This is a genomic window from Massilia sp. Mn16-1_5, assembly GCF_004798585.1.
Lineage (GTDB): Bacteria > Pseudomonadota > Gammaproteobacteria > Burkholderiales > Burkholderiaceae_D > Telluria.
Map to the genome: position 1 here is coordinate 47,019 of NZ_PPXQ01000001.1, position 18,054 is coordinate 65,072.

Below are 18,054 nucleotides of genomic sequence, written 5' to 3' on the forward strand. Positions count from 1 at the left end.
ATGGTCCAGGCGACGTTCCGGTTTTTCGGCGAGCTGAACGACTTCCTGCCGCGCGAACGGCGCGAACGGACGTTCGCCACGTCTTGCGCGCGCGCCGCCACGGCCAAGCACATGGTCGAGGCGCTCGGCGTGCCGCATACCGAGGTCGGCGCCATTCTCCTGAACGACGCCGCGGCCGGCCTCGAGCGCCTGCTGGAAGAGGGCGACGCGCTGGAGGTGCATCCGCAGCGCGCGCACGCCGCGGCCGGGAGCCGTTTCATCGCCGACGCCCACCTTGGCGGCCTGGCGCGCCTGCTGCGCATGGCCGGCTTCGACACCCTCTACGAGAACGACTACCGCGACGAGGAGATCGTCGCCATCGCCGCGCGCGACGGCCGCACGGTGCTGACACGCGACCGCGAACTGTTGAAGCGGCGCGAGGTCGAACAGGGCTGTTACCTGCACACGATCCGGCCGGAGGCGCAATTGCGCGAACTCTTCGACCGGCTCGGGCTGGCCGCGCTAACCAGGCCTTTTACCCTCTGCCTGCACTGCAACCTGCCGCTGCGCACCGTGCCCAAGGCCGAGGTGTTCGATCGCCTGCCGGAATCGGTGCGCCTGACGCACGAGGAATTCACCGCCTGCGACCGCTGCGGCGGCGTATTCTGGAAAGGCTCGCACCACAAGCGCATGCAGGCCATGCTGGCCGGCGCGTTTCCGCTAGAATCTTCAGCTCCATCTCAGCCACCTCAGCCACCTGAGCACCCGTGACCGCCGCCTTGCCACCGCTGCCGTTTCCGATTCGCACCGAGTGCCCGCCCGGCGCCTGCGTCTGCGAGCGCGAGCGCCTGCTGGCCGAACCGGGCGCCGACATCCGCCCGCTGGCGATCGACCGCCGCCAGGAGCAGAAGCTGATCGAACGCATCGAGCGAATCGACAGCTATGCCGACCTGAAGCACGTGCAGGAAGTGATCCGCAGGAATATCGGTGCCGAACTGCGCATCGAAGCAGGGCCGAACGAGGTGCGCACGGTGCGCGGCATCATCATCGTGCTCGAGGAAAAACCCGGACTGTGCAAGAAAGTGCGCCAGTCGGTGCCGGCCGCGATCCGCAAGCGCCTGCAGGAAAAACCCGAGATCGCCTGGGCGATCCTGGATGCGGGAGACCTCTTCGGGGCGGGCTAGAAACCCTCAGTCGTTGCGGCGCAGCGCCAGCAGCGCCGTCAGCGCGGCAGCGAGCAGCCAGCGGGTGCCGGGTTCGGGCACGTCGGCCGGTTTGGACGCGTCGACCAGGGTGCTGTCCGGCTGCGGCGGCCTGGACGGATCCGTCTTTGGAACGAACGGGGCCGGATCGGAAGCGGGCCTATCCTCCGGCTGCGCCGGCGTGTCGACCGCCACCAGCATCGGCGGCGCCGATCCGTTTGCCGGAATGCTCGCGCCTTCGTCGCTCGTAGCCGTGTCGAGCCGGTCGGCCCGTTCGGCGGAGAGATAGCCCATATTGCGCAGCCTGCTCATCTGGGGCGACAGGGCGAGACCGCCGGCGTCGATGGGTGCGTGCCCGGACGTGGCCTGGCCCAGGCCGGCCGTGGAGACCGAGGGGAAGGAAGGGCTGGCGTTGGCCGCGTTCGTTTCGCCGGCGGCCAGGTCGGGGCCGGCCACGCTCACCAGGGCGCCGGCCTCTTCCTCCAGGCCTTCCTCGAAGGATGCCTCGAGCAGCTCCAGGTCGGGCTCATGCGCCTCGACCGGGAAGCGGGCGACCTCGGAGATGCGGTTCGCGCAGCGTGCGCGCATCTCGTTGCTGCCGTCGGTGAACAGGGTTTCGCCCGGCTTCAGCATCACTTTTTTCGCCGTCCAGTAGACCTGGTCGCCCTTGCGGTACGAAACATGCACGGCGCGCGGCGCGGCGACTGTCACCGGGCGCGCCTTGGCCACGTCGAAGCTGGCGTAGTGCGCGGCGACGACCTTGTCGGTGCGGACGATCCGCACCAGTTCGGCCTGGCTCGCGACCCCGCCCGGCACCACCGAAAACGGGTAGACCAGGCGCGCGGGGCGCTGCTTGCCGGACTGGGCGGGCGCAGCGCCAGCCGGCACCGAAACGGGCCCGCCTGCCGACGCCATCCGGACCTGCTCGGGCGCCGGCGGCCAGAGCGCTGCCAGCGCGCACACGGCAAACGCCGCCAGCACGCCCACGGCCAGGCGGCGACGGAGGCGGGCACGTTGCCCGAGGCGCAAGGTGTAGCGGTAGCCGCGATTCATGGATGGTGGTCAGTAGGAATTGTCCTACAGCATAAATCCTTACCGCTAGTAAATCCAGTGCCGAACCCGAAAAGCCTGTTTTTTTGTTGTTAATCGGTCAATCGTCGAGCTGCCGGCGCTTCCTGCGCTGCGCCAGCAGCATCAGGAAAGCTCCGGCGACCAGCCACGCGCTGGACGGTTCGGGAACATCGGAGGGCGGCGGATCCAGCGCCGGGTTGGGCGGCGGCGTCGGCTGGCCCGGGTCCGGCTGTGGAACAAAGGGCGTGGGATCGACGAGCGGCGGCGGCAGCGGATCGCCGGGGCCGGCGTCGAGCAGTGGATCGGGATCGACGCGCGTCCAGTGCGACAGGGGCGGCGGCGTGACCGAGGCCAGCAACTGGGTGTCCGGGATATGGACGGCCAGCGGCGGTACGCCCGGACTGCTGAACCAGCCCAGCGGCGGCCATGCGATGCCAGGCGCGGGCGGACCACCCAGCGGCGGACGGCTTGGCTGTGGAGTGGCGGTTGGGCGTGGCGGCGCGTTGCCGGGACTATTCGGCAGGCGGGGCTGGTCGCCGAGTCCCGGCACCTCGTCGTCGAACTCGGGCATGCCGACAAAGGCGATGCTGCTGCCTTCGCCTTCCGCTTCCTCGTTCACCAGGCGATCGATGATCTCGGGGTTCGGCGCGTTCTCTTCGACCGGGAAGCGGGGCAGGTCGGAGATGCGGTTGGCGCAGCGCGCGCGCATCTCGTTGAGGCCGTCGGTGAGCAGGGTCTCGCCTGCCTGCAGCATGACCTTCTTCCTGGTCCAGTAAATCCTGCCGTCCTTGCGGTAGGAGACGTAGACCGCACGCGGCGCCGACACCGTCACGGGATGGGCACGCGCCACGTCGAAGTCCGCGTAGTGCGCAGCGACGAGCCTGTCGCTGCGGATGACCTGTGCCAGCTCGGCACGATCGAGCGCGCCGCCAGGCACGACCGAGTAACGGTATACACGGCGCGGTGCCGGCGCCGTCCCGTCCTCCGGCGCCGGGGCCGCGGCGACAATCGGAGCCACGGCCAATGCCGCCGGGGGCGCGTAGGGCGCCGGGGCAGGCAGCATCGCATACGTGAACGCACAGGCGGCGATGGCTGCCGACATGGTCGCCAAAGCGCGGCGCTGGAAACGAAGTCGCTGCTCGAGACGGCGGGTATAAGGGTACGAACGCGGATACAGGCGGTCCATCGACAAGTCCAGGTAGGATCGGTCCTACAAGGGTATGTCAGAAGGAAATTTTCTTCGATCTCAAAACGGCAATATCGATATTAAATTATGCCTAAAAGATAGTAACGTTGGGCAAACGCGACGTTATCTGCGCTTAAAATGACGTAAGGAAATAGTGGTTGAAATACGGAAAAGAGCATTCCGTCTTACATCTTCACCAGATATTTCAGCACGAAGCCGGCAATCAGCAAGCCCGCCATCGCCAGCGACAGGGCGCCGTGCAGCACTTCGGAGCCGACCGATACCTCGCGCATCATTTCTTCCTTGCTGATCTTGCCGGCGCGGGTCAGCACGACCGGGCGCAGCAGGCCCTGGACGCCGACCAGGACGAGTCCCAGGCCGATCAGCGTTTCGCCGACCAGGCCCTGGCGCAGGCCGCTCCACAGGCCCAGGCCGCCGAGCCCGACGCCGAACAGGAACCAGAACAGGCGCGAGCCGGTGTAACGCGAGAATTTGGAAGTGGTCATGGTAAGAGCCGTGCTGTCAAAACCGCAATTATACGGGTGCTGTCGCCCGTACCCGCGGCCTCAGCATCACCAGCGCCAGCGAGGCCACGACCAGCACGATGCCGGCCCACTGCCAGGGCGTCACGATCTCGTCCAGGAACAGCATGCCGGCCGCGATGCCGACCGGCGGCACGGCCAGCGAGAAGGGTGCGACGCGGTTGGCCGGGTGGCGCTTCAGGAGGCCGGTCCACATCGCATAGCCGAGGATGGTGGCGAACCAGCCGAGGTAGGCCATGGACGACCAGGCGGTGAGCGAGACCGCCTGCGGATTCCAGTTGGTCGAAGGGGGATCGAAGGCGAGCGAGAGCGCGGCAAAAGGCAGGATCGGCACCATCGAGCTCCACACCATGAAAGGCAGGACCTCGAAGCGCGGCGTGCTGCGCTGGGCGACGCGCACGACGATGTTCGAGGCCGCCCACATCGCCGCCGAGGCGACGCTCAGCACGAAGCCCATCAGCGTGACTGTGGAATTGCGGCCGAGCGCATCGACGCACAGGCAGGCCAGGCCGAGGGCGGCGATGCCCATGGCGGCCTGCAGGCGGCGCTCGATGTGTTCCTTCAGGATCGCCGCGGCGAACAGGGCCGTGAAGAAGACCTGCATCTGCAGCATCACCGGCGCCAGCGAAGCCGACATGCCGGCGCGCAGGGCCAGGAACAGCAGGCCGAACTGGCCGACGCCCTGGAACAGGCCGTACAGCACCACCCAGCGCGCGGCCAGTTTCGGCGGACGCACGAAGAGCAGCAGCGGCAGCAGGGCGAACAGGTAGCGCCCGGCGCCGAGCTGGAAGGGCGTGACTTCGCGCAGGCCGAGTTTCATGGCCACGAAGTTGGTGCCCCAGACCAGCACGACGCACAGGGCGGCGGCGTAATCCCGCCCTTCGAGCGCCCCCGAGTCACTCATTAATGAGCATGCCCGCCGCCGAGATAGGCGGCCACCACCTTCGGATCGTTCTTCAGGCTCTCCGCCGGGCCGTGCACCGAGATGCGTCCATTCTCCAGCACATAGCCGTAGTCGGCCACGTTCAGCGCGGCGGCGGCAAACTGCTCGACCAGCAGCATGGTCACGCCCTCGCTTTTCAAGCGCGTGATGATGCGGAAGACTTCCTCGACCAGGATCGGCGCCAGGCCCATCGAGGGTTCGTCGAGCAGCACCACGTCCGGGTTGAGCATCACGGCGCGCGCCATGGCCAGCATCTGCTGCTCGCCGCCGGACAAGGTTCCCGCCAGCTGGTTGCGGCGCTCCTTCAGGCGCGGGAACAAGTCCATCGCCTTGTCCAGGTCGCGCTGGACGTCGCCCTTCGGACGCGCCCGCGTAAAGCGCGGGAAGGCCCCGAGCAGCAGGTTGTCGGTGACGCTCATGGTGGCGAACACGCGCCGCCCTTCCGGCGAGTGGGCCAGGCCCGCGCGTGCGATGCGGTGCGAATCCAGGCCCGTGATGTCCTTGCCACCCAGGGTGATGCTGCCGGCCTTCGGCTTGATCATGCCCGAGATGGCGCGCATGGTCGTCGTCTTGCCGGCGCCGTTCGAGCCGATCAGGGTCACCAGTTTGCCTTGCGGGACATCGAGCGAAATACCGTGCAGGACCTGCACCTTGCCGTAGGCCGCTTCCAGGTTTTGAATCTTCAGCATGGTCTCTCCTCAGACGGTGGCCGCGGCCGGTGGGGTGGCGTCGGCGGTGCCGCCGAGATAGGCCTCGATGACCTTCGGATCGGCCTGCACGCTGGCGGGCAAGCCTTCGGCGATCTTCTGGCCGAAGTCGAGCACGGTGACCGTGTCCGAGATCGACATCACGACGTCCATGTGGTGCTCGATCAGGATGATGGTGATGCCGTGGTCGCGGATCTTGCGGATGATCGCCATCAGCTCGCGGATGTCGGGCGCGGTAAGACCCGCCGCCGGTTCGTCGAGCAGCAGCAGTTGCGGGTTGAGGCCCAGGGCGCGGCCGATCTCCAGCAGGCGCTGCTTGCCGTAGGGGAGATTCCGTGCCTCCTCGTCCGCGAGATCCGACAGGCCGACGAATTCGAGGATCGCCGCTGCGCGCTTCCTTGCCGCCGCTTCCTCGCGGCGCTGGCGCGGCGTCGCCACCATGGCGTCGAACACGGTCGAGCGGAAGGTGTGGTGCAGGCCGACCAGCACGTTTTCGGTCGCCGTCATCTCGCCGAACAGCTGCACGTTCTGGAAGGTGCGCGCCACGCCGCCCAGCGCGATCTGCGATGGCGTGCGTCCCGTGATCGGCTGGCCGGCGAACACGACGCCGCCCGCGGTCGGCTTGTAGATGCCGGTCAGGACGTTCATCATCGTGCTCTTGCCCGAGCCGTTCGGGCCGATCAGACCGTGCACCGAGCCGCGTTTCACGTGCAGGTCGACCTGGTTCAGCGCCTTCAGGCCGCCGAACTGCATCAGGATCTGCTCGGCGCGCAGCAGGTCGCCGCCGGTGTCGTGCTTGGCCACGCCCTCGAAGGCGTCGGCGCTCGCGTCCGCGTTCACCGACCTGGTGTGCGCCACGCGCCGGCCGAACAGCTGGCGGAAGAAGCCGACGATACCGTCCTGCAGGTAGTAGACGACGAACAGAGTCATCAGGCCGAAGATGGTCAGGCGCCAGTCGACCATGTTCTCGATCCGGTAGGACCAGACGGCCAGGCCGATGGTGGCCACCAGCGGCACCAGCACCTTGCGTGGCGACGACTTGCCGCGGGTGAGCGCCAATCCCGCGCCGATCACGCCCAGCACGGCCGCGGCCACCGCGATCTTGCGGAACAGGGCGATGTCGGACAGGAGGCTGGGCAGCATCACGACGATGATCGCGCCGAGGATGGCGCCGACCCGGGTCTTGCGGCCGCCCATGATCACGGCCAGCAGGAACAGGATGGTCAGCTCGAAGTTATAGGTGTTCGGCGAGATGTACTGTTCCGAGTAGGCGTACAGGCTGCCGGCCAGGCCTGCGAAACCGGCGCTGATCACGAAAGCGTAGACCTTGTAGCGGTACACCGAAACGCCCATGCAGTCGGACGCGATCGGGCTGTCGCGCAGTGCTTCGAAGGCGCGGCCGATGTTCGATTTCAGCAGGCGGTGCACCAGCACCAGGGACAGCACCATGAACGCGGCGCACATGTAGAAGTACTCGACCTCGCTCAGTTCCTTGCCCAGCACGTGCGGCTTCGGGACCATGATGCCGAGCGGGCCTTCGGTGAGGAAGGTCATCTCGTTGATCATGATCTGCACGATGGTGCCGAAGGCCAGCGTCACCATGGCCAGGTAGGGACCGGTGACGCGCAGCGCCGGCAGCGCCAGGATGGCGCCGAAGACGGCGGAGATGGCGATGCTGGCGGGGACGGCGAGGAACCAGGGCGCGCCCAGCTTCATCACCAGGATGCCGGTGACGTAGGAGCCGACGCCGAACAGGCCGGCGTGGCCGAGCGAGACCTGGCCGGTGTAGCCGACCACGATGTCCAGGCCGAACAGCAGGATCGCGTAGATCAGGATGGTTTCGGCCAGGTGGATGTAGTAGGGGTTGGTGAAGACGTGCGGATACACGGCCAGTACGACCAGGCCCAGCACGCTGGCAATCAGGAGCGGTTTCGATTTCGTCATGATATGGCTTACCTCACACTTTCTTGATCGCGGCCTTGCCGAACAGGCCCGACGGTTTCACCGCCAGCACCAGCAGCAGCAGGATCAGGCCCGGCACTTCCTTGTAGCCGGTCGAAATGTAGTAGCCGGTCGCGGTTTCCGCGATGCCGAGGATCAGGCCGCCGACAATGGCGCCCATGCCGGAGGTCAGGCCGCCGATGATCGCCACCGCGAAGGCCTTCAGGCCGAGCGAGGCGCCCATGGTGGCGCTGGTCAGCGTCAGCGGCGCGATCAGGGCGCCGGCGAAGGCGGCAGTCGCCGAGGACAGCGCGTACGAGAAGGTGATCACGCGGCCCGTGTTAATGCCCATCAGGCCGGCGGCGTCGCGGTCGTTCGAGGTGGCGACGACGGCCTTGCCGTAGATCGACTTGCGGTTGAACAGTTCGACCGCCAGCATGATGGCCAGCGCGCCGATGATCACGGCCACCTGCATCGGCTGCACGTTAGCGCCCATGAACTGGAAGGGCGTCGACGACAGCGGCGAAGGGAAGGGCAGCACGTCCTTGCCCCAAATGTTCTCGGCCACGTTCTTGAAAATGATGGCCAGTGCGATGGTCGACATGATCCAGCCGAATTCGGACTTGATCTTGATCGCCGGACGCACGCCGATCCATTCGACGAACATGCCCTGCAGTGCGCCGAACAGGATCACCAGCGGGATCATCAGCACGTAGCTCATGTAGGGGCCGCCGTGGATGCCGCCGACCAGGGACAGGCCGACCAGGGCGCCCAGCATGAGGGCTTCGCCCTGGCCGAAATTGAGGGTGCCGGAAGTGGCGAAGGTAAGTTGATAGCCGAAGGCGACAACGGCATAGATCATGCCGAGCGCGATTCCGCTGAAGACGAGCTGCAGAAGAATATCCATTTTTTCCACCCGAAGAAGGCGCGCAAGGCTTGCGCCCGGCGCCCCCGGTCAACAAGAAAATGGCCAGTCAGGACGATCCCGGCTGGCCACGATCAGCAAATACCGCTGCCTTACTTGGCGTGGATCACGCGGCCGCCGCGCACTTCGCCGAACACGGTGTTGTTGAAGTTGATGGCTTCGTGGTCGGTCTTGCTGTATGGCTTGTCGTAGGTGGTGACGACGCCTTCGACCTTGGTGTTCAGGTTTTCGAGGGCGGCGACGATCTTCGGACCTTCGGTCGAGTTGGCCTGCTTCATGGCCGCGGCCAGCAGGTAGATCGAATCGTAGCCCTGGGCTGCCGACACGGCCGACGGCATGCGGCCGCCCGGCGGGTTGTAGGCTTTCACGTAGGCGTCGATGAAGGCCTTGCGCTTGGGCGTGTTGGCATCCTGGATGAAGGTTTGCGGCATGCGCGTGCCTTCGCCGTTCTTGCCGGCGTTGTCGACGAAGTTCGCCATCGAGAGCGTCCAGCTGCCGATCATCGGCACTTTCCAGCCCAGCTTTTCCATGCCGTTGGCGATCTGCGCGAGTTCGGGGCCGATGCCGTAGGTCAGCACGGCTTCGGCGCCGGCCTGCTTGGCCTTCAGCAGCTGCGAGGTCATGTCGACGTCCTGCAGGTTGTATTTTTCGACGGCGACCGGCTTGATGCCCTTCTTCTCGAGCGCCTTTTCCAGGTCGGCGCGGCCCAGCTGGCCGTAGTTGGTCGAGTCAGCCAGGATGGCGACCTTCTTGAAGCCGCGGCGGCCGATCGCCTCGTCGACGATCATCTGCGACTGGATGGCGTCGCTGGCCGAGTTACGGAAGACGAAGTTGGTCGGCTGGGTAGCGAACTGCTGGGTGATCACGGAGCCGGTGGCGACATTGTTCATCACCGGGATCTGCGCCTGCTGGTAGAAACGCTGCGAGGCCAGGGCGACGCCGGTGTTGATGTAGCCGACGGTGGCGACGACGCGTTCCTTGTTGATCAGCTCCTGGGCGATCTGCACGCCGCGCTCGTTCTTCGCTTCGTCGTCGCGTTCGACCAGCTGGATCTGGCGGCCGAGGACGCCGCCGGCGGCGTTGATCTCGTTGACGGCCAGCTTGACGCCGTCACGCATCGAGACGCCCATCGGCGCCGAACCACCCGTGAATGGGCCGGACACCCCGATCTTGATCGGCTCCGCAGCCATGCCCGACATCGAAAAACCCAGTGCTACCCCTGCAACCAATGCTTTCAACTTGAAATTCATTGCCGTCTCCGTAGTGTGTTTTTAGTGGTGCGTGACGTTGAACCCGCCGCGGAACCTGCCGCTGTCGGGCCATCGACCGACCCATTGTAGGATAGCAATTGGCCAACGGCAAACGATTGCTATGACGCATTGCACAATGCAACCTAGATAACACGTTGTAAGAAATTGGTAAGAAATAGCGCGTATAAAGCCGCAAAATAAAAGAGGCCGCACATTTCGTGCGGCCTCCCTGTTTTGGTGCATTGTTGCGCCAGCGTGCGCGCCGGCGCGGCCTGTTCAACGCCGGCGATAGCCGTGGTGGCGGTGTCCGCCCCAGCTGCGGCCGAAGCTGAAGCCCAGGCCGATCGAGACCGGCGGATACCAGTACGGGTCCTGCACATAGACCGGCGGAGCCGCATAGACGGGTGGCGCGTACACCGGCGGTGCGCTGTACAGCGGCTGGCCGCCATATGTTGGCGCCGGGTTGACGACGACGTTCGAGCTGGTGACGACACCGGCGTCGCCGGCACGGGCACCGGTCCCCAGCGGCACCGGCGTCACGGACACGGTCTGCCAGCCGTTCGGATCAGGCTGGGCATAGGCGCGGGTGCCGTAGTTGGCCGGGCCCGGACCCGGCGCGGCGCAGCCGGCAAGCGCAGCCAGCGAGGCAAATACGAGAATGAGTTTTTTCATGGCGGTCCTCCTGATGTCGCCATGATAGTTTTTTCGTGTCCATTTTGGCGAGGAATTACAGAGTGTTACACGTAAGGCCGCATCGACACATGAGCGGCCCGCCCGGCGTCAGGCGCTCTGCTCGATCGGCGCGCTCGCCCCTGCCAGGAAAGGCGCGAGCGGGACCGCATTCGCGACCGCCTGGTAGCCCGCATCGTTCAGATGCAGGTGGTCGCCGCTGTCGTAGGCCGGCAGGATGCGCGTCGGTTGCGCCGGGTCGCGCACGGCCGCGTCGGTATCGAGCAGGGCGTCGAATTCGCCGCTCGCGCGCATCCAGTCGTTCACCGCGCGACGCACGCCTTCCTGCACCGGCCCGTAGGACGAGAAGCCTTCGAAGGGCGGCAAGGTGGCGCCGATGATCGTGATATCGCGCGCCTGCGCCCGCATGATCAGCTGGCGATAACCGGCGATGAGATCGCTTGCAGGGACCGGGTTCGTGCTCGACATGGCGCGCACGTCGTTGGTGCCGATGAGCGTGATCAGGTAGCGCACGCCGCTGGTGGCCAGCACGTCGCGGTCGAAGCGCTCGGGCGCGGCGTAGCCCGCGAGCAGGCCGTTCGGGGTGTCATAGAGGAGGAAATTACCGCTGATGCCACGGTTCACGACGCCGATACGCCCCGCCGACCCCAGGGAGGCCTGCAGGCGCCGCGCCAGGAAATCGGGCCAGCGCCGGTTCGTGTTGATGGTGCTGCCCTGGCCATCGGTGATCGAGTCGCCCAGGACCACCAGGCTGGGGACGGCGGCGTTGACGTCGACCGCCGTCAGGAAGGGCCAGGAGGTGAGCGTGCGCGTCACCGGCATCGAGACGGTGGAAGTATAGTCGCCGCCCGGCGATACGTAACTGTGCTGGAGCGCGGTGTTGTGCAGGGTGGTGCCCGGCGTACTGCCGTACAGGTAGAGGCTGACGGCGAGGTCGGCCTGCGCCGGCACCACGAAGTCGAGCGCATCGGAGACGGCCGGCGCCCGCGCGCGAATCGTGACCGAGGGCGCGCCGCCGAAGCGCAGCTCGCGCAGGCTGGACTGGTTGATCGACGCGCCGCTGGAACGCAGGGCGATGGTGGCGCGGCCGATGCGCAGGGGCGTGGAGCCCATTTCGTTGGAGATCCGGATCCGCACCCGGCTGCCGCCGATGCTGGTATGGACGATCAGGCGGATGGTCTGGCTGGAATAGGTCTGGATGCTGGCCTCGGGCGGCGGCCCGGCCGGCGCCGCGCCCCAGGTCGTGCACCAGCGCACGCCGCTGCCGGTCTGCGCGCGCGCCGGCAGCGTCGGCAGGGCGAGCGTGGCCGCCAGGGAGCCGGCCAGGGCCGGGCCGGCTTTCAGGAATGCGCGCCGGTTCGAGCCGGCTTCGGGTGCGGGCGAATCGTCAGTCATGGTCATGCTCCGTCGGACAGGTTGGGAACTGGTGCCGCCATGCGGGGAAAATGCAGGGCGGGTGCAATGACCAATCTAAAGCGCGGGACGTGGATGGCTCAAGAGACGCACGACAGGGGATTTGCGCTAACGCAGATATTGATGAGATAGCGCTTGGGGCCGAGCAATTTTTGGCTAACTCGGCCCACGGCTACGCGCCCAGCACCGCCAGCACCCCATCCAGCCCGCTGAAATTCAGCGCCACGTCCGCCTGGGCGCGCACCACCGGCTTGGCGCGGAAGGCCACCGACAGGCCGCTGATCCCCATCATCTTGAGGTCGTTGGCGCCGTCGCCCATGACGATCGCGCGCGAGGTGGGCACGTTCAATTCGGCGCACACGCGCTGCACGGTGCGCATCTTTTCCTCGGCGTCGACGATGCCGCCGAGCACGCGGCCGGTCAGCCGCCCGTTCTCGGTCTCGAGCACGTTGGCATGGGTGTAGTCCAGCTTCAAACGCGGTTTGAGGCGGTCGGTGAAGAAGGTGAAGCCGCCCGACACCAGCAGGGTTTTCAGGCCGGCGGCCTGCACCGCGGCCAGCATGGTTTCCGCACCTGGCGACAGGCGCAGGCGCTGCGCATATACGCGCTCGAGCGCGGAGGCTTCCAATCCTTCGAGCAGGGCGACGCGGCGCGTCAGGCTGGCGGCGAAATCGAGTTCGCCGCGCATCGCCGCTTCGGTGATCTCCGAGACCTGGGCTTTCAGGCCCTGCATGTCGGCGATCTCGTCGATGCACTCGATGGTGATCAGGGTCGAGTCCATGTCCATCGCCACCAGGGAAAAGTCGGACAGGCTGCGGCCCGCTGCGATGAAGGTGGCGTCGACCTGCGCTGCCAGAGCTGCGGCCTGCACGGCCTCGGCGACGTCAGGCGTGTGGTCGACGTCTTCGGCGCGCAGTGCGCCGGAAGACAGGAAAACCGTGCGTGCCGGCCGTGCCAGCGCCGTGATCGATTGCAATACGTCCTGCGAGGCCTGCGGCCCCTGTAATACCAGGTTCATCATCGTTAAGCCAGTAGTTGTTTGATCGTTTGCTTCACCTGCAGCACGCGCGCCGCCAGGTCGGGCATGGCGGCCGTGATGCGCAGCTTGTCCTGGCCCGCGAGCTTGATGTGGCGGTTCTTCTGGATCAGGGTGATGATCTTGATCGGATCGATCGGCGGCTGTTCCATGAACTGGAGATTTGCCGCTTCGCTGTGGGCGTCGATCTTGACGATGCCGACGGTTTTGGCCGCGATGCGCAGGCGGTGCGTCTCGATCAGGGCTTTCACCTGTTCCGGCAATTTGCCGAAACGGTCGATCAGTTCTTCCTGCATGTCGTCGATCTTGCCCTGGCTTTCGCAGTTGGCCAGGCGTTTATAAATCGAGAGACGCTCGTGGACGTCGCCGCAGAAGTCGGCCGGGAGCAGGGCCGGCACGTGCAGGTTGATCTCGGTGGTGGTCGACAGCGGCGCGGCCAGGTCGGGCTCCTTGCCGGCCTTCAGGGCGCGCACGGCCTCGTTGAGCATGTCCGAATACAGCTGGAACCCGATCTCCAGCATCTCGCCCGACTGGTTCTCGCCCAGCACTTCGCCGGCGCCGCGGATCTCGAGGTCGTGCATGGCGAGATAGAAGCCGCTGCCCAGTTCCTCCATTGCCTGGATCGCATCCAGGCGGCGCTGCGCCTGTTTGGTCAGGTTTGCCACGTCGTTCACCAGCAAATACGCATAGGCCTGGTGGTGCGAGCGGCCGACGCGTCCGCGCAGCTGGTGCAGCTGGGCCAGGCCGAACTTGTCGGCGCGGTGCATGATGATGGTGTTCGCGGTCGGCACGTCGATACCGGTCTCGATGATGGTCGTGCACAGCAGGATGTTGAAGCGCTGGGCCACGAAGTCGCGCATCACTTTTTCCAGGTCGCGCTCGTGCATCTGGCCGTGGGCGACGCCGATGCGCACCTCCGGCAGCAGTTCGCGCAGCATGGCCAGGCGGTTCTCGATGGTCTCGACTTCGTTGTGCAGGAAGTAGATCTGGCCGCCGCGCTTCAGTTCGCGCAGGCAGGCCTCCCTGATCACCGAGCCGTCCTCGCTGCGGACAAAAGTTTTGATCGCCAGGCGCTTCTGCGGCGCGGTGGCGATGATGGAGAAGTCACGCAAGCCCTCCAAGGCCATGCCGAGGGTGCGCGGGATCGGCGTCGCCGTCAGGGTCAGCACGTCGACTTCCGCGCGCAAGGCTTTCAGCGCCTCCTTCTGGCGCACGCCGAAGCGGTGTTCCTCGTCGATGATGACCAGGCCCAGGCGCGTGAACTTCACGTCTGTAGAGAGCAGTTTATGGGTGCCGATCACGATGTCGAGCGTGCCGTCGGCCATGCCCTTGATCGCGTTGTTGATTTCCTTGCCGGTGCGGAAGCGCGAGAGCTCGGCGATCTTGACCGGCCAGTCGGCGAAGCGGTCGGCGAAGGTCTGGGCGTGCTGTTCGGCCAGCAGCGTGGTGGGCGCCAGGATCGCCACCTGCTTGCCGCCCATGACGGCGATGAAGGCGGCGCGCAGGGCCACTTCGGTCTTGCCGAAGCCGACGTCGCCGCAGACCAGGCGGTCCATCGGGCGGCCCGAGGTCATGTCCTTGATGACGTTGGCAATCGCCTCGGCCTGGTCCGGGGTCTCGTCGAAGCCGAAGCTCTGGGCAAAGTTCTCGTAGTCGGTCGCGGAATATTCGAAGGAGTGGCCGGTGCGGGCCGCGCGCCGGGCGTACAAATTCAGCAGCTCGGCCGCCGTATCGCGCACCTGTTCGGCCGCCTTTCTCTTGGCCTTGTCCCACTGGCCGGAGCCGAGCGAGTGCAGCGGCGCGTCTTCGGGCGAGGTGCCGGAGTAGCGCGAGATCACGTGCAGCTGCGACACCGGCACGTACAGCTTGGTGTCTTTTGCGTACTCGAGGTGCAGGAACTCGGTCTCGCCTTCGCCCAGGTCCATCGAGATCAGGCCCATGTAGCGGCCGATGCCGTGGTTGATGTGCACCACCGGGTCGCCGATTTTCAGCTCCGAGAGGTCGCGCACCATCGACTCGACCTGGCTCGAGGCTTCCTGCTTCTTCTTGCCGGCGCGCCGTCCCGAGCCGGCATACAGCTCGGTCTCGGTGATGAAGGCGATGCAGCCGCTCGACTCCTCCAATAATTCGAACCCGGCCTGCAGCGGCGCCACGCCCAGCGCGAGTTTCGCATCGCTGGCACGCATGCCTTCGAAGCCTTCGACCGGCGTGACGTCGAAGTGGTATTCGTTGAAGTACTGCTGCAGGGTTTCGCGACGGCCGTTCGACTCGGCGCAGATCATGACGCGGCAGGGGGTCCTGGCGATGAAGGCGCGCAGCGGCGCCAGCGGGTCTTCGAGGCGGCGGTTCACCGCGATGTCGGGAATCGGCGCCGACAGTTCCGATGCGGGTGCGTTTGGATCGCGCCCGATGTTCCAGCGTCCGTGCGGCTTGGCGCAGGTGAAGAACTGCTCGCTCGACAGGAACAGTTCGCGCGGCTCGAGGATCGGGCGTTCGCGGTCGCTTTTCAGGAAGCGGTAGCGCGATTCGGTATCCGTCCAGAAGCGCGCAATCGCCGCTTCGATGTCGCCCACGAGGGCCAGCGGTCCGTCTTCGGGCAGGTAATCGAAGAGCGTGGACGTCTCTTCGAAGAACAGCGGCAGGTAGTATTCGATGCCGGCCGAGGCGATGCCGCTGCCGATGTCCTTGTACACTGGCGCCCTCGACGGGTCGCCTTCGAATCGTTCGCGCCAGCGGCTGCGAAAGGCCGTGCGTGAAGCTTCGTCCATCGGGAATTCGCGGCCCGGCAGCAGGCGCACTTCCTTCACCGGATACAGCGAGCGCTGGGTGTCGGCGTCGAAGGTGCGGATGGTCTCGATCTCGTCGCCGAACAGGTCGAGGCGGTAAGGCAGTGCGGAGCCCATCGGGAACAGGTCGATCAGGCCGCCGCGCACCGAGTATTCGCCGGGCGACATCACCTGCGAGACGTGGCTGTAGCCGGCCAAGGTCAGCTGGGCTTTCAGCTTCGCTTCGTCTAGGTTCTCGCCCTGGCGGAAGAAGAAGGTGTAGGCGGCCAGGAACGAAGGCGGCGCCAGGCGCACCAGCGCCGTGGTGGCCGGGACCACCAGCACGTCGCACTGGCCGTTGCGGATCTCGTGCAGCGTCGCCAGGCGCTCGGACACCAGGTCCTGGTGCGGCGAGAAGGCGTCGTAGGGCAGGGTTTCCCAGTCCGGCAGCAGGTGGCAGGACAGTTTGCCGTCGGCGAACCAGGCGATTTCGTCGAGCAGGCGCTGGCCGTCGCTGGCGTTCGCCACGACCACCGTGAGCATGCGCTTCTCGCGTTTGAACTCGAGGCCGGCGACGGCCAGCGCATAGGCGTCGGACGAACCCGCGAGGGCGGGCAGGACGAAACGGTTACCGGGTTTCGGGAGGTGCTTTTTGAGATCGAAAGGCATGCAGGCGTGCGGGTTCAGGTCTGGCCGTTGGGTCGTTCATTATAGACGAACCGACCATCCGACGCCCTGCACGCGAGGCTTGCTCAGCGGCGCCGTGCCGCCGCCAGCGCGACCCCGCCGAGGATGATGCCGAAGCCCACGGCGTGGTACAGGTGTGGCGCTTCGCCCAGCAGCGGCCAGGCGGCCAGCGTGGCGAACAGCGGGATCAGGTAGACCGACAGGCTGGCGCGTGCCGGACCGGCGAGCATGACCAGGCGGTCGAAGCAGAAGTAGGCGCCCAGGCTCGGCACCACGGCCAGGAAAGCCAGTGCGATGTAGAGGCGCGGATCGCTGAAGTTCGCCACATTGCCGAGCGAGGCTTCGAGCACGGCGAAGGGCGCCAGCACCAGCGCACCGCCGCCGATGAGAAAGGCCAGCTTGACGATGCTCGGTAGGGCGGGGAGCGGCATGCGCTTGCCCAGCACCGTGTACAGCACCCAGCCGCTCGCGGCCAGCACCACCCAGAGGTCACCGGTACCGAAGGCCATGCCGCCCAGCGCGGAGACGTCTCCTTTCGACAGCACGACCAGCACGCCGAGGATGGCCAGCAGCATGCCGCCGGCCTGCTTGCGGCTCAATGGCACCTTCCACACCAGGGTCTCCAACAGCATGACCAGGGCCGGGCAGGCAGCGAAGATGATGGCGATATTGGCCGCGCTGGTATGGCGCGCGCCGATGTATTGGGGACCGACGGCCAGGCCCATGCCGAGCGCGGCCAGCAGCATCAGGCGCGGGAAGTGGGCCATCAGGACGTGGCGGTGCGCCCACAGGCGCGGGCCGACGCTTGGGAGCAGCAGGGCAAAGGCCAGCGCCCAGCGTCCGAAGGCCAGGAACAGCGGCGGCAGCGCCGCGCTCTCGGCCCAGCGGGCGACGACGAGGTTGGCGGCGAAGAGGGCGGGGGTGACCAACATGAGCGGCAGCTCGGTGTTGCGGGCATCGACCCGAAGTCCAAGTCCTGCGCGAGATACTGCTTCCGACACGAATACTCCAGAATCCTGCTGCTGCATTGCGGACAAAAGCTGCGCTCGGGCGAGGGCATGTAGCGCTTTGTCCTATGTAAAAGGCGAACAAGGATTTTACTGCAGCGCACAAAAAATATTCTTTCGTTCAGCCCGGCGATATGCGGCAGTTCTGGATAGTCCTGCTATGGTTGCGCTAAAATGGAGAAGGAATATCTATTTATGCTCGTATAGACAGGAGGGGCTGTACATGAAGGAAGGCGTGCTGGACGAGATCGACCGGAAGATCCTGCGCACCCTGAGCCGCGACGGCCGGATCAGCAACCAGAAACTGGCCGAGACCGTGAACCTCTCGCCGACGCCCTGCTGGCACCGGGTGCGCGCGCTCGAGGAGGCCGGCCATATCAGCGGCTATGTCGCCGTGCTCGACCAGCGTACGCTGGGCCTGCCGGACACGGTGATCATCGAGGTGACGGTGGACCGCCACGACGACGAGATCTTCCAGGCCTTCTCCGACGCCCTGGCCGAGCTGCCGGAAGTGATGGAAGCCTACCTGCTCTCAGGGGAATACGATTACCTGATCAAGGTGGCGGTGTCGGGCACGGAAGGCTACGAGCGCTTCCTGCGCCAGAAACTGTACAAGCTGCCGGGCGTGCGCCATACGCGCTCGACGTTTACCTTGCGCTGCCTGAAGCGGACCGTGTCGGTCACGCCTTGAACTGCGGACACGCACGTAT

Annotated in this window: 16 protein-coding genes; 3 read left to right on the forward strand and 13 right to left on the reverse strand. The window is 66.1% G+C overall.

Annotation, left to right across the window (positions count from 1 at the left end):
* Both C2862_RS00220 and C2862_RS00225 read left to right on the forward strand, forming a co-directional pair.
* Window positions 1–750, forward strand: coding sequence for a Mut7-C RNAse domain-containing protein (locus C2862_RS00220; protein ID WP_136218110.1), 750 nt, complete (start codon window positions 1–3; stop codon window positions 748–750).
* On the forward strand, window positions 747–1,163 hold the full coding sequence (locus C2862_RS00225) for a hypothetical protein (RefSeq protein ID WP_229467221.1): 417 nt from the start codon (window positions 747–749) through the stop codon (window positions 1,161–1,163). Before C2862_RS00220 ends, C2862_RS00225 begins: the two co-directional genes overlap by 4 nt.
* Window positions 1,164–1,169: 6 nt before the next feature.
* Here C2862_RS00225 and C2862_RS00230 read toward each other — a convergent pair whose 3' ends face one another.
* The 13 genes from C2862_RS00230 to C2862_RS00290 all read right to left on the reverse strand — a co-directional run bounded on the left by C2862_RS00230 (window position 1,170) and on the right by C2862_RS00290 (window position 17,269).
* Window positions 1,170–2,234: a hypothetical protein gene (locus C2862_RS00230; protein ID WP_136218111.1), complete on the reverse strand. Its 1,065-nt coding sequence runs from the start codon at window positions 2,232–2,234 to the stop codon at window positions 1,170–1,172.
* A 97-nt stretch (window positions 2,235–2,331) separates the two neighbouring features.
* On the reverse strand, window positions 2,332–3,438 hold the full coding sequence (locus C2862_RS00235; RefSeq protein WP_136218112.1) for a hypothetical protein: 1,107 nt from the start codon (window positions 3,436–3,438) through the stop codon (window positions 2,332–2,334).
* A 185-nt stretch (window positions 3,439–3,623) separates the two neighbouring features.
* Entirely contained in the window at window positions 3,624–3,944 is a 321-nt protein-coding gene (locus C2862_RS00240; RefSeq protein ID WP_136218113.1) for a hypothetical protein, read from the reverse strand.
* Window positions 3,945–3,972: 28 nt separating this feature from the next.
* Entirely contained in the window at window positions 3,973–4,884 is a 912-nt protein-coding gene (locus C2862_RS00245) for an EamA family transporter (RefSeq protein WP_136218114.1), read from the reverse strand.
* Window positions 4,884–5,612, reverse strand: a complete 729-nt coding sequence (locus C2862_RS00250) for an ABC transporter ATP-binding protein (protein ID WP_136218115.1) — start codon at window positions 5,610–5,612, stop codon at window positions 4,884–4,886. Before C2862_RS00250 ends, C2862_RS00245 begins: the two co-directional genes overlap by 1 nt.
* Window positions 5,613–5,621: 9 nt before the next feature.
* Window positions 5,622–7,574 (reverse strand): ATP-binding cassette domain-containing protein, encoded by a 1,953-nt coding sequence (locus C2862_RS00255; protein ID WP_136218116.1) that lies wholly within the window; start codon window positions 7,572–7,574, stop codon window positions 5,622–5,624.
* 13 nt (window positions 7,575–7,587) lie between these two features.
* Window positions 7,588–8,478, reverse strand: coding sequence for a branched-chain amino acid ABC transporter permease (locus C2862_RS00260; protein ID WP_136218117.1), 891 nt, complete (start codon window positions 8,476–8,478; stop codon window positions 7,588–7,590).
* A gap of 110 nt (window positions 8,479–8,588) precedes the next feature.
* Window positions 8,589–9,746: an ABC transporter substrate-binding protein gene (locus C2862_RS00265; RefSeq protein WP_136218118.1), complete on the reverse strand. Its 1,158-nt coding sequence runs from the start codon at window positions 9,744–9,746 to the stop codon at window positions 8,589–8,591.
* Between the two features lie 276 nt (window positions 9,747–10,022).
* Window positions 10,023–10,418, reverse strand: a complete 396-nt coding sequence (locus tag C2862_RS00270) for a DUF3300 domain-containing protein (RefSeq protein ID WP_136218119.1) — start codon at window positions 10,416–10,418, stop codon at window positions 10,023–10,025.
* 108 nt (window positions 10,419–10,526) lie between these two features.
* Window positions 10,527–11,831, reverse strand: a complete 1,305-nt coding sequence (locus C2862_RS00275) for an SGNH/GDSL hydrolase family protein (RefSeq protein ID WP_136218120.1) — start codon at window positions 11,829–11,831, stop codon at window positions 10,527–10,529.
* A 190-nt stretch (window positions 11,832–12,021) separates the two neighbouring features.
* The gene (gene serB, locus C2862_RS00280; RefSeq protein WP_136218121.1) at window positions 12,022–12,867 is read right to left on the reverse strand and encodes a phosphoserine phosphatase SerB; all 846 of its coding nucleotides are present in this window, start codon (window positions 12,865–12,867) and stop codon (window positions 12,022–12,024) included.
* 5 nt (window positions 12,868–12,872) lie between these two features.
* Window positions 12,873–16,319, reverse strand: coding sequence for a transcription-repair coupling factor (gene mfd / locus C2862_RS00285; protein ID WP_136218122.1), 3,447 nt, complete (start codon window positions 16,317–16,319; stop codon window positions 12,873–12,875).
* Window positions 16,320–16,402: 83 nt separating this feature from the next.
* Window positions 16,403–17,269 (reverse strand): DMT family transporter, encoded by an 867-nt coding sequence (locus C2862_RS00290; RefSeq protein WP_210735819.1) that lies wholly within the window; start codon window positions 17,267–17,269, stop codon window positions 16,403–16,405.
* Window positions 17,270–17,567: 298 nt separating this feature from the next.
* Between C2862_RS00290 and C2862_RS00295 the strand changes: the two genes are divergently transcribed.
* The gene (locus tag C2862_RS00295) at window positions 17,568–18,035 is read left to right on the forward strand and encodes an Lrp/AsnC family transcriptional regulator (protein WP_136218124.1); all 468 of its coding nucleotides are present in this window, start codon (window positions 17,568–17,570) and stop codon (window positions 18,033–18,035) included.
* The last annotated feature ends 19 nt before the right edge of the window (window positions 18,036–18,054 follow it).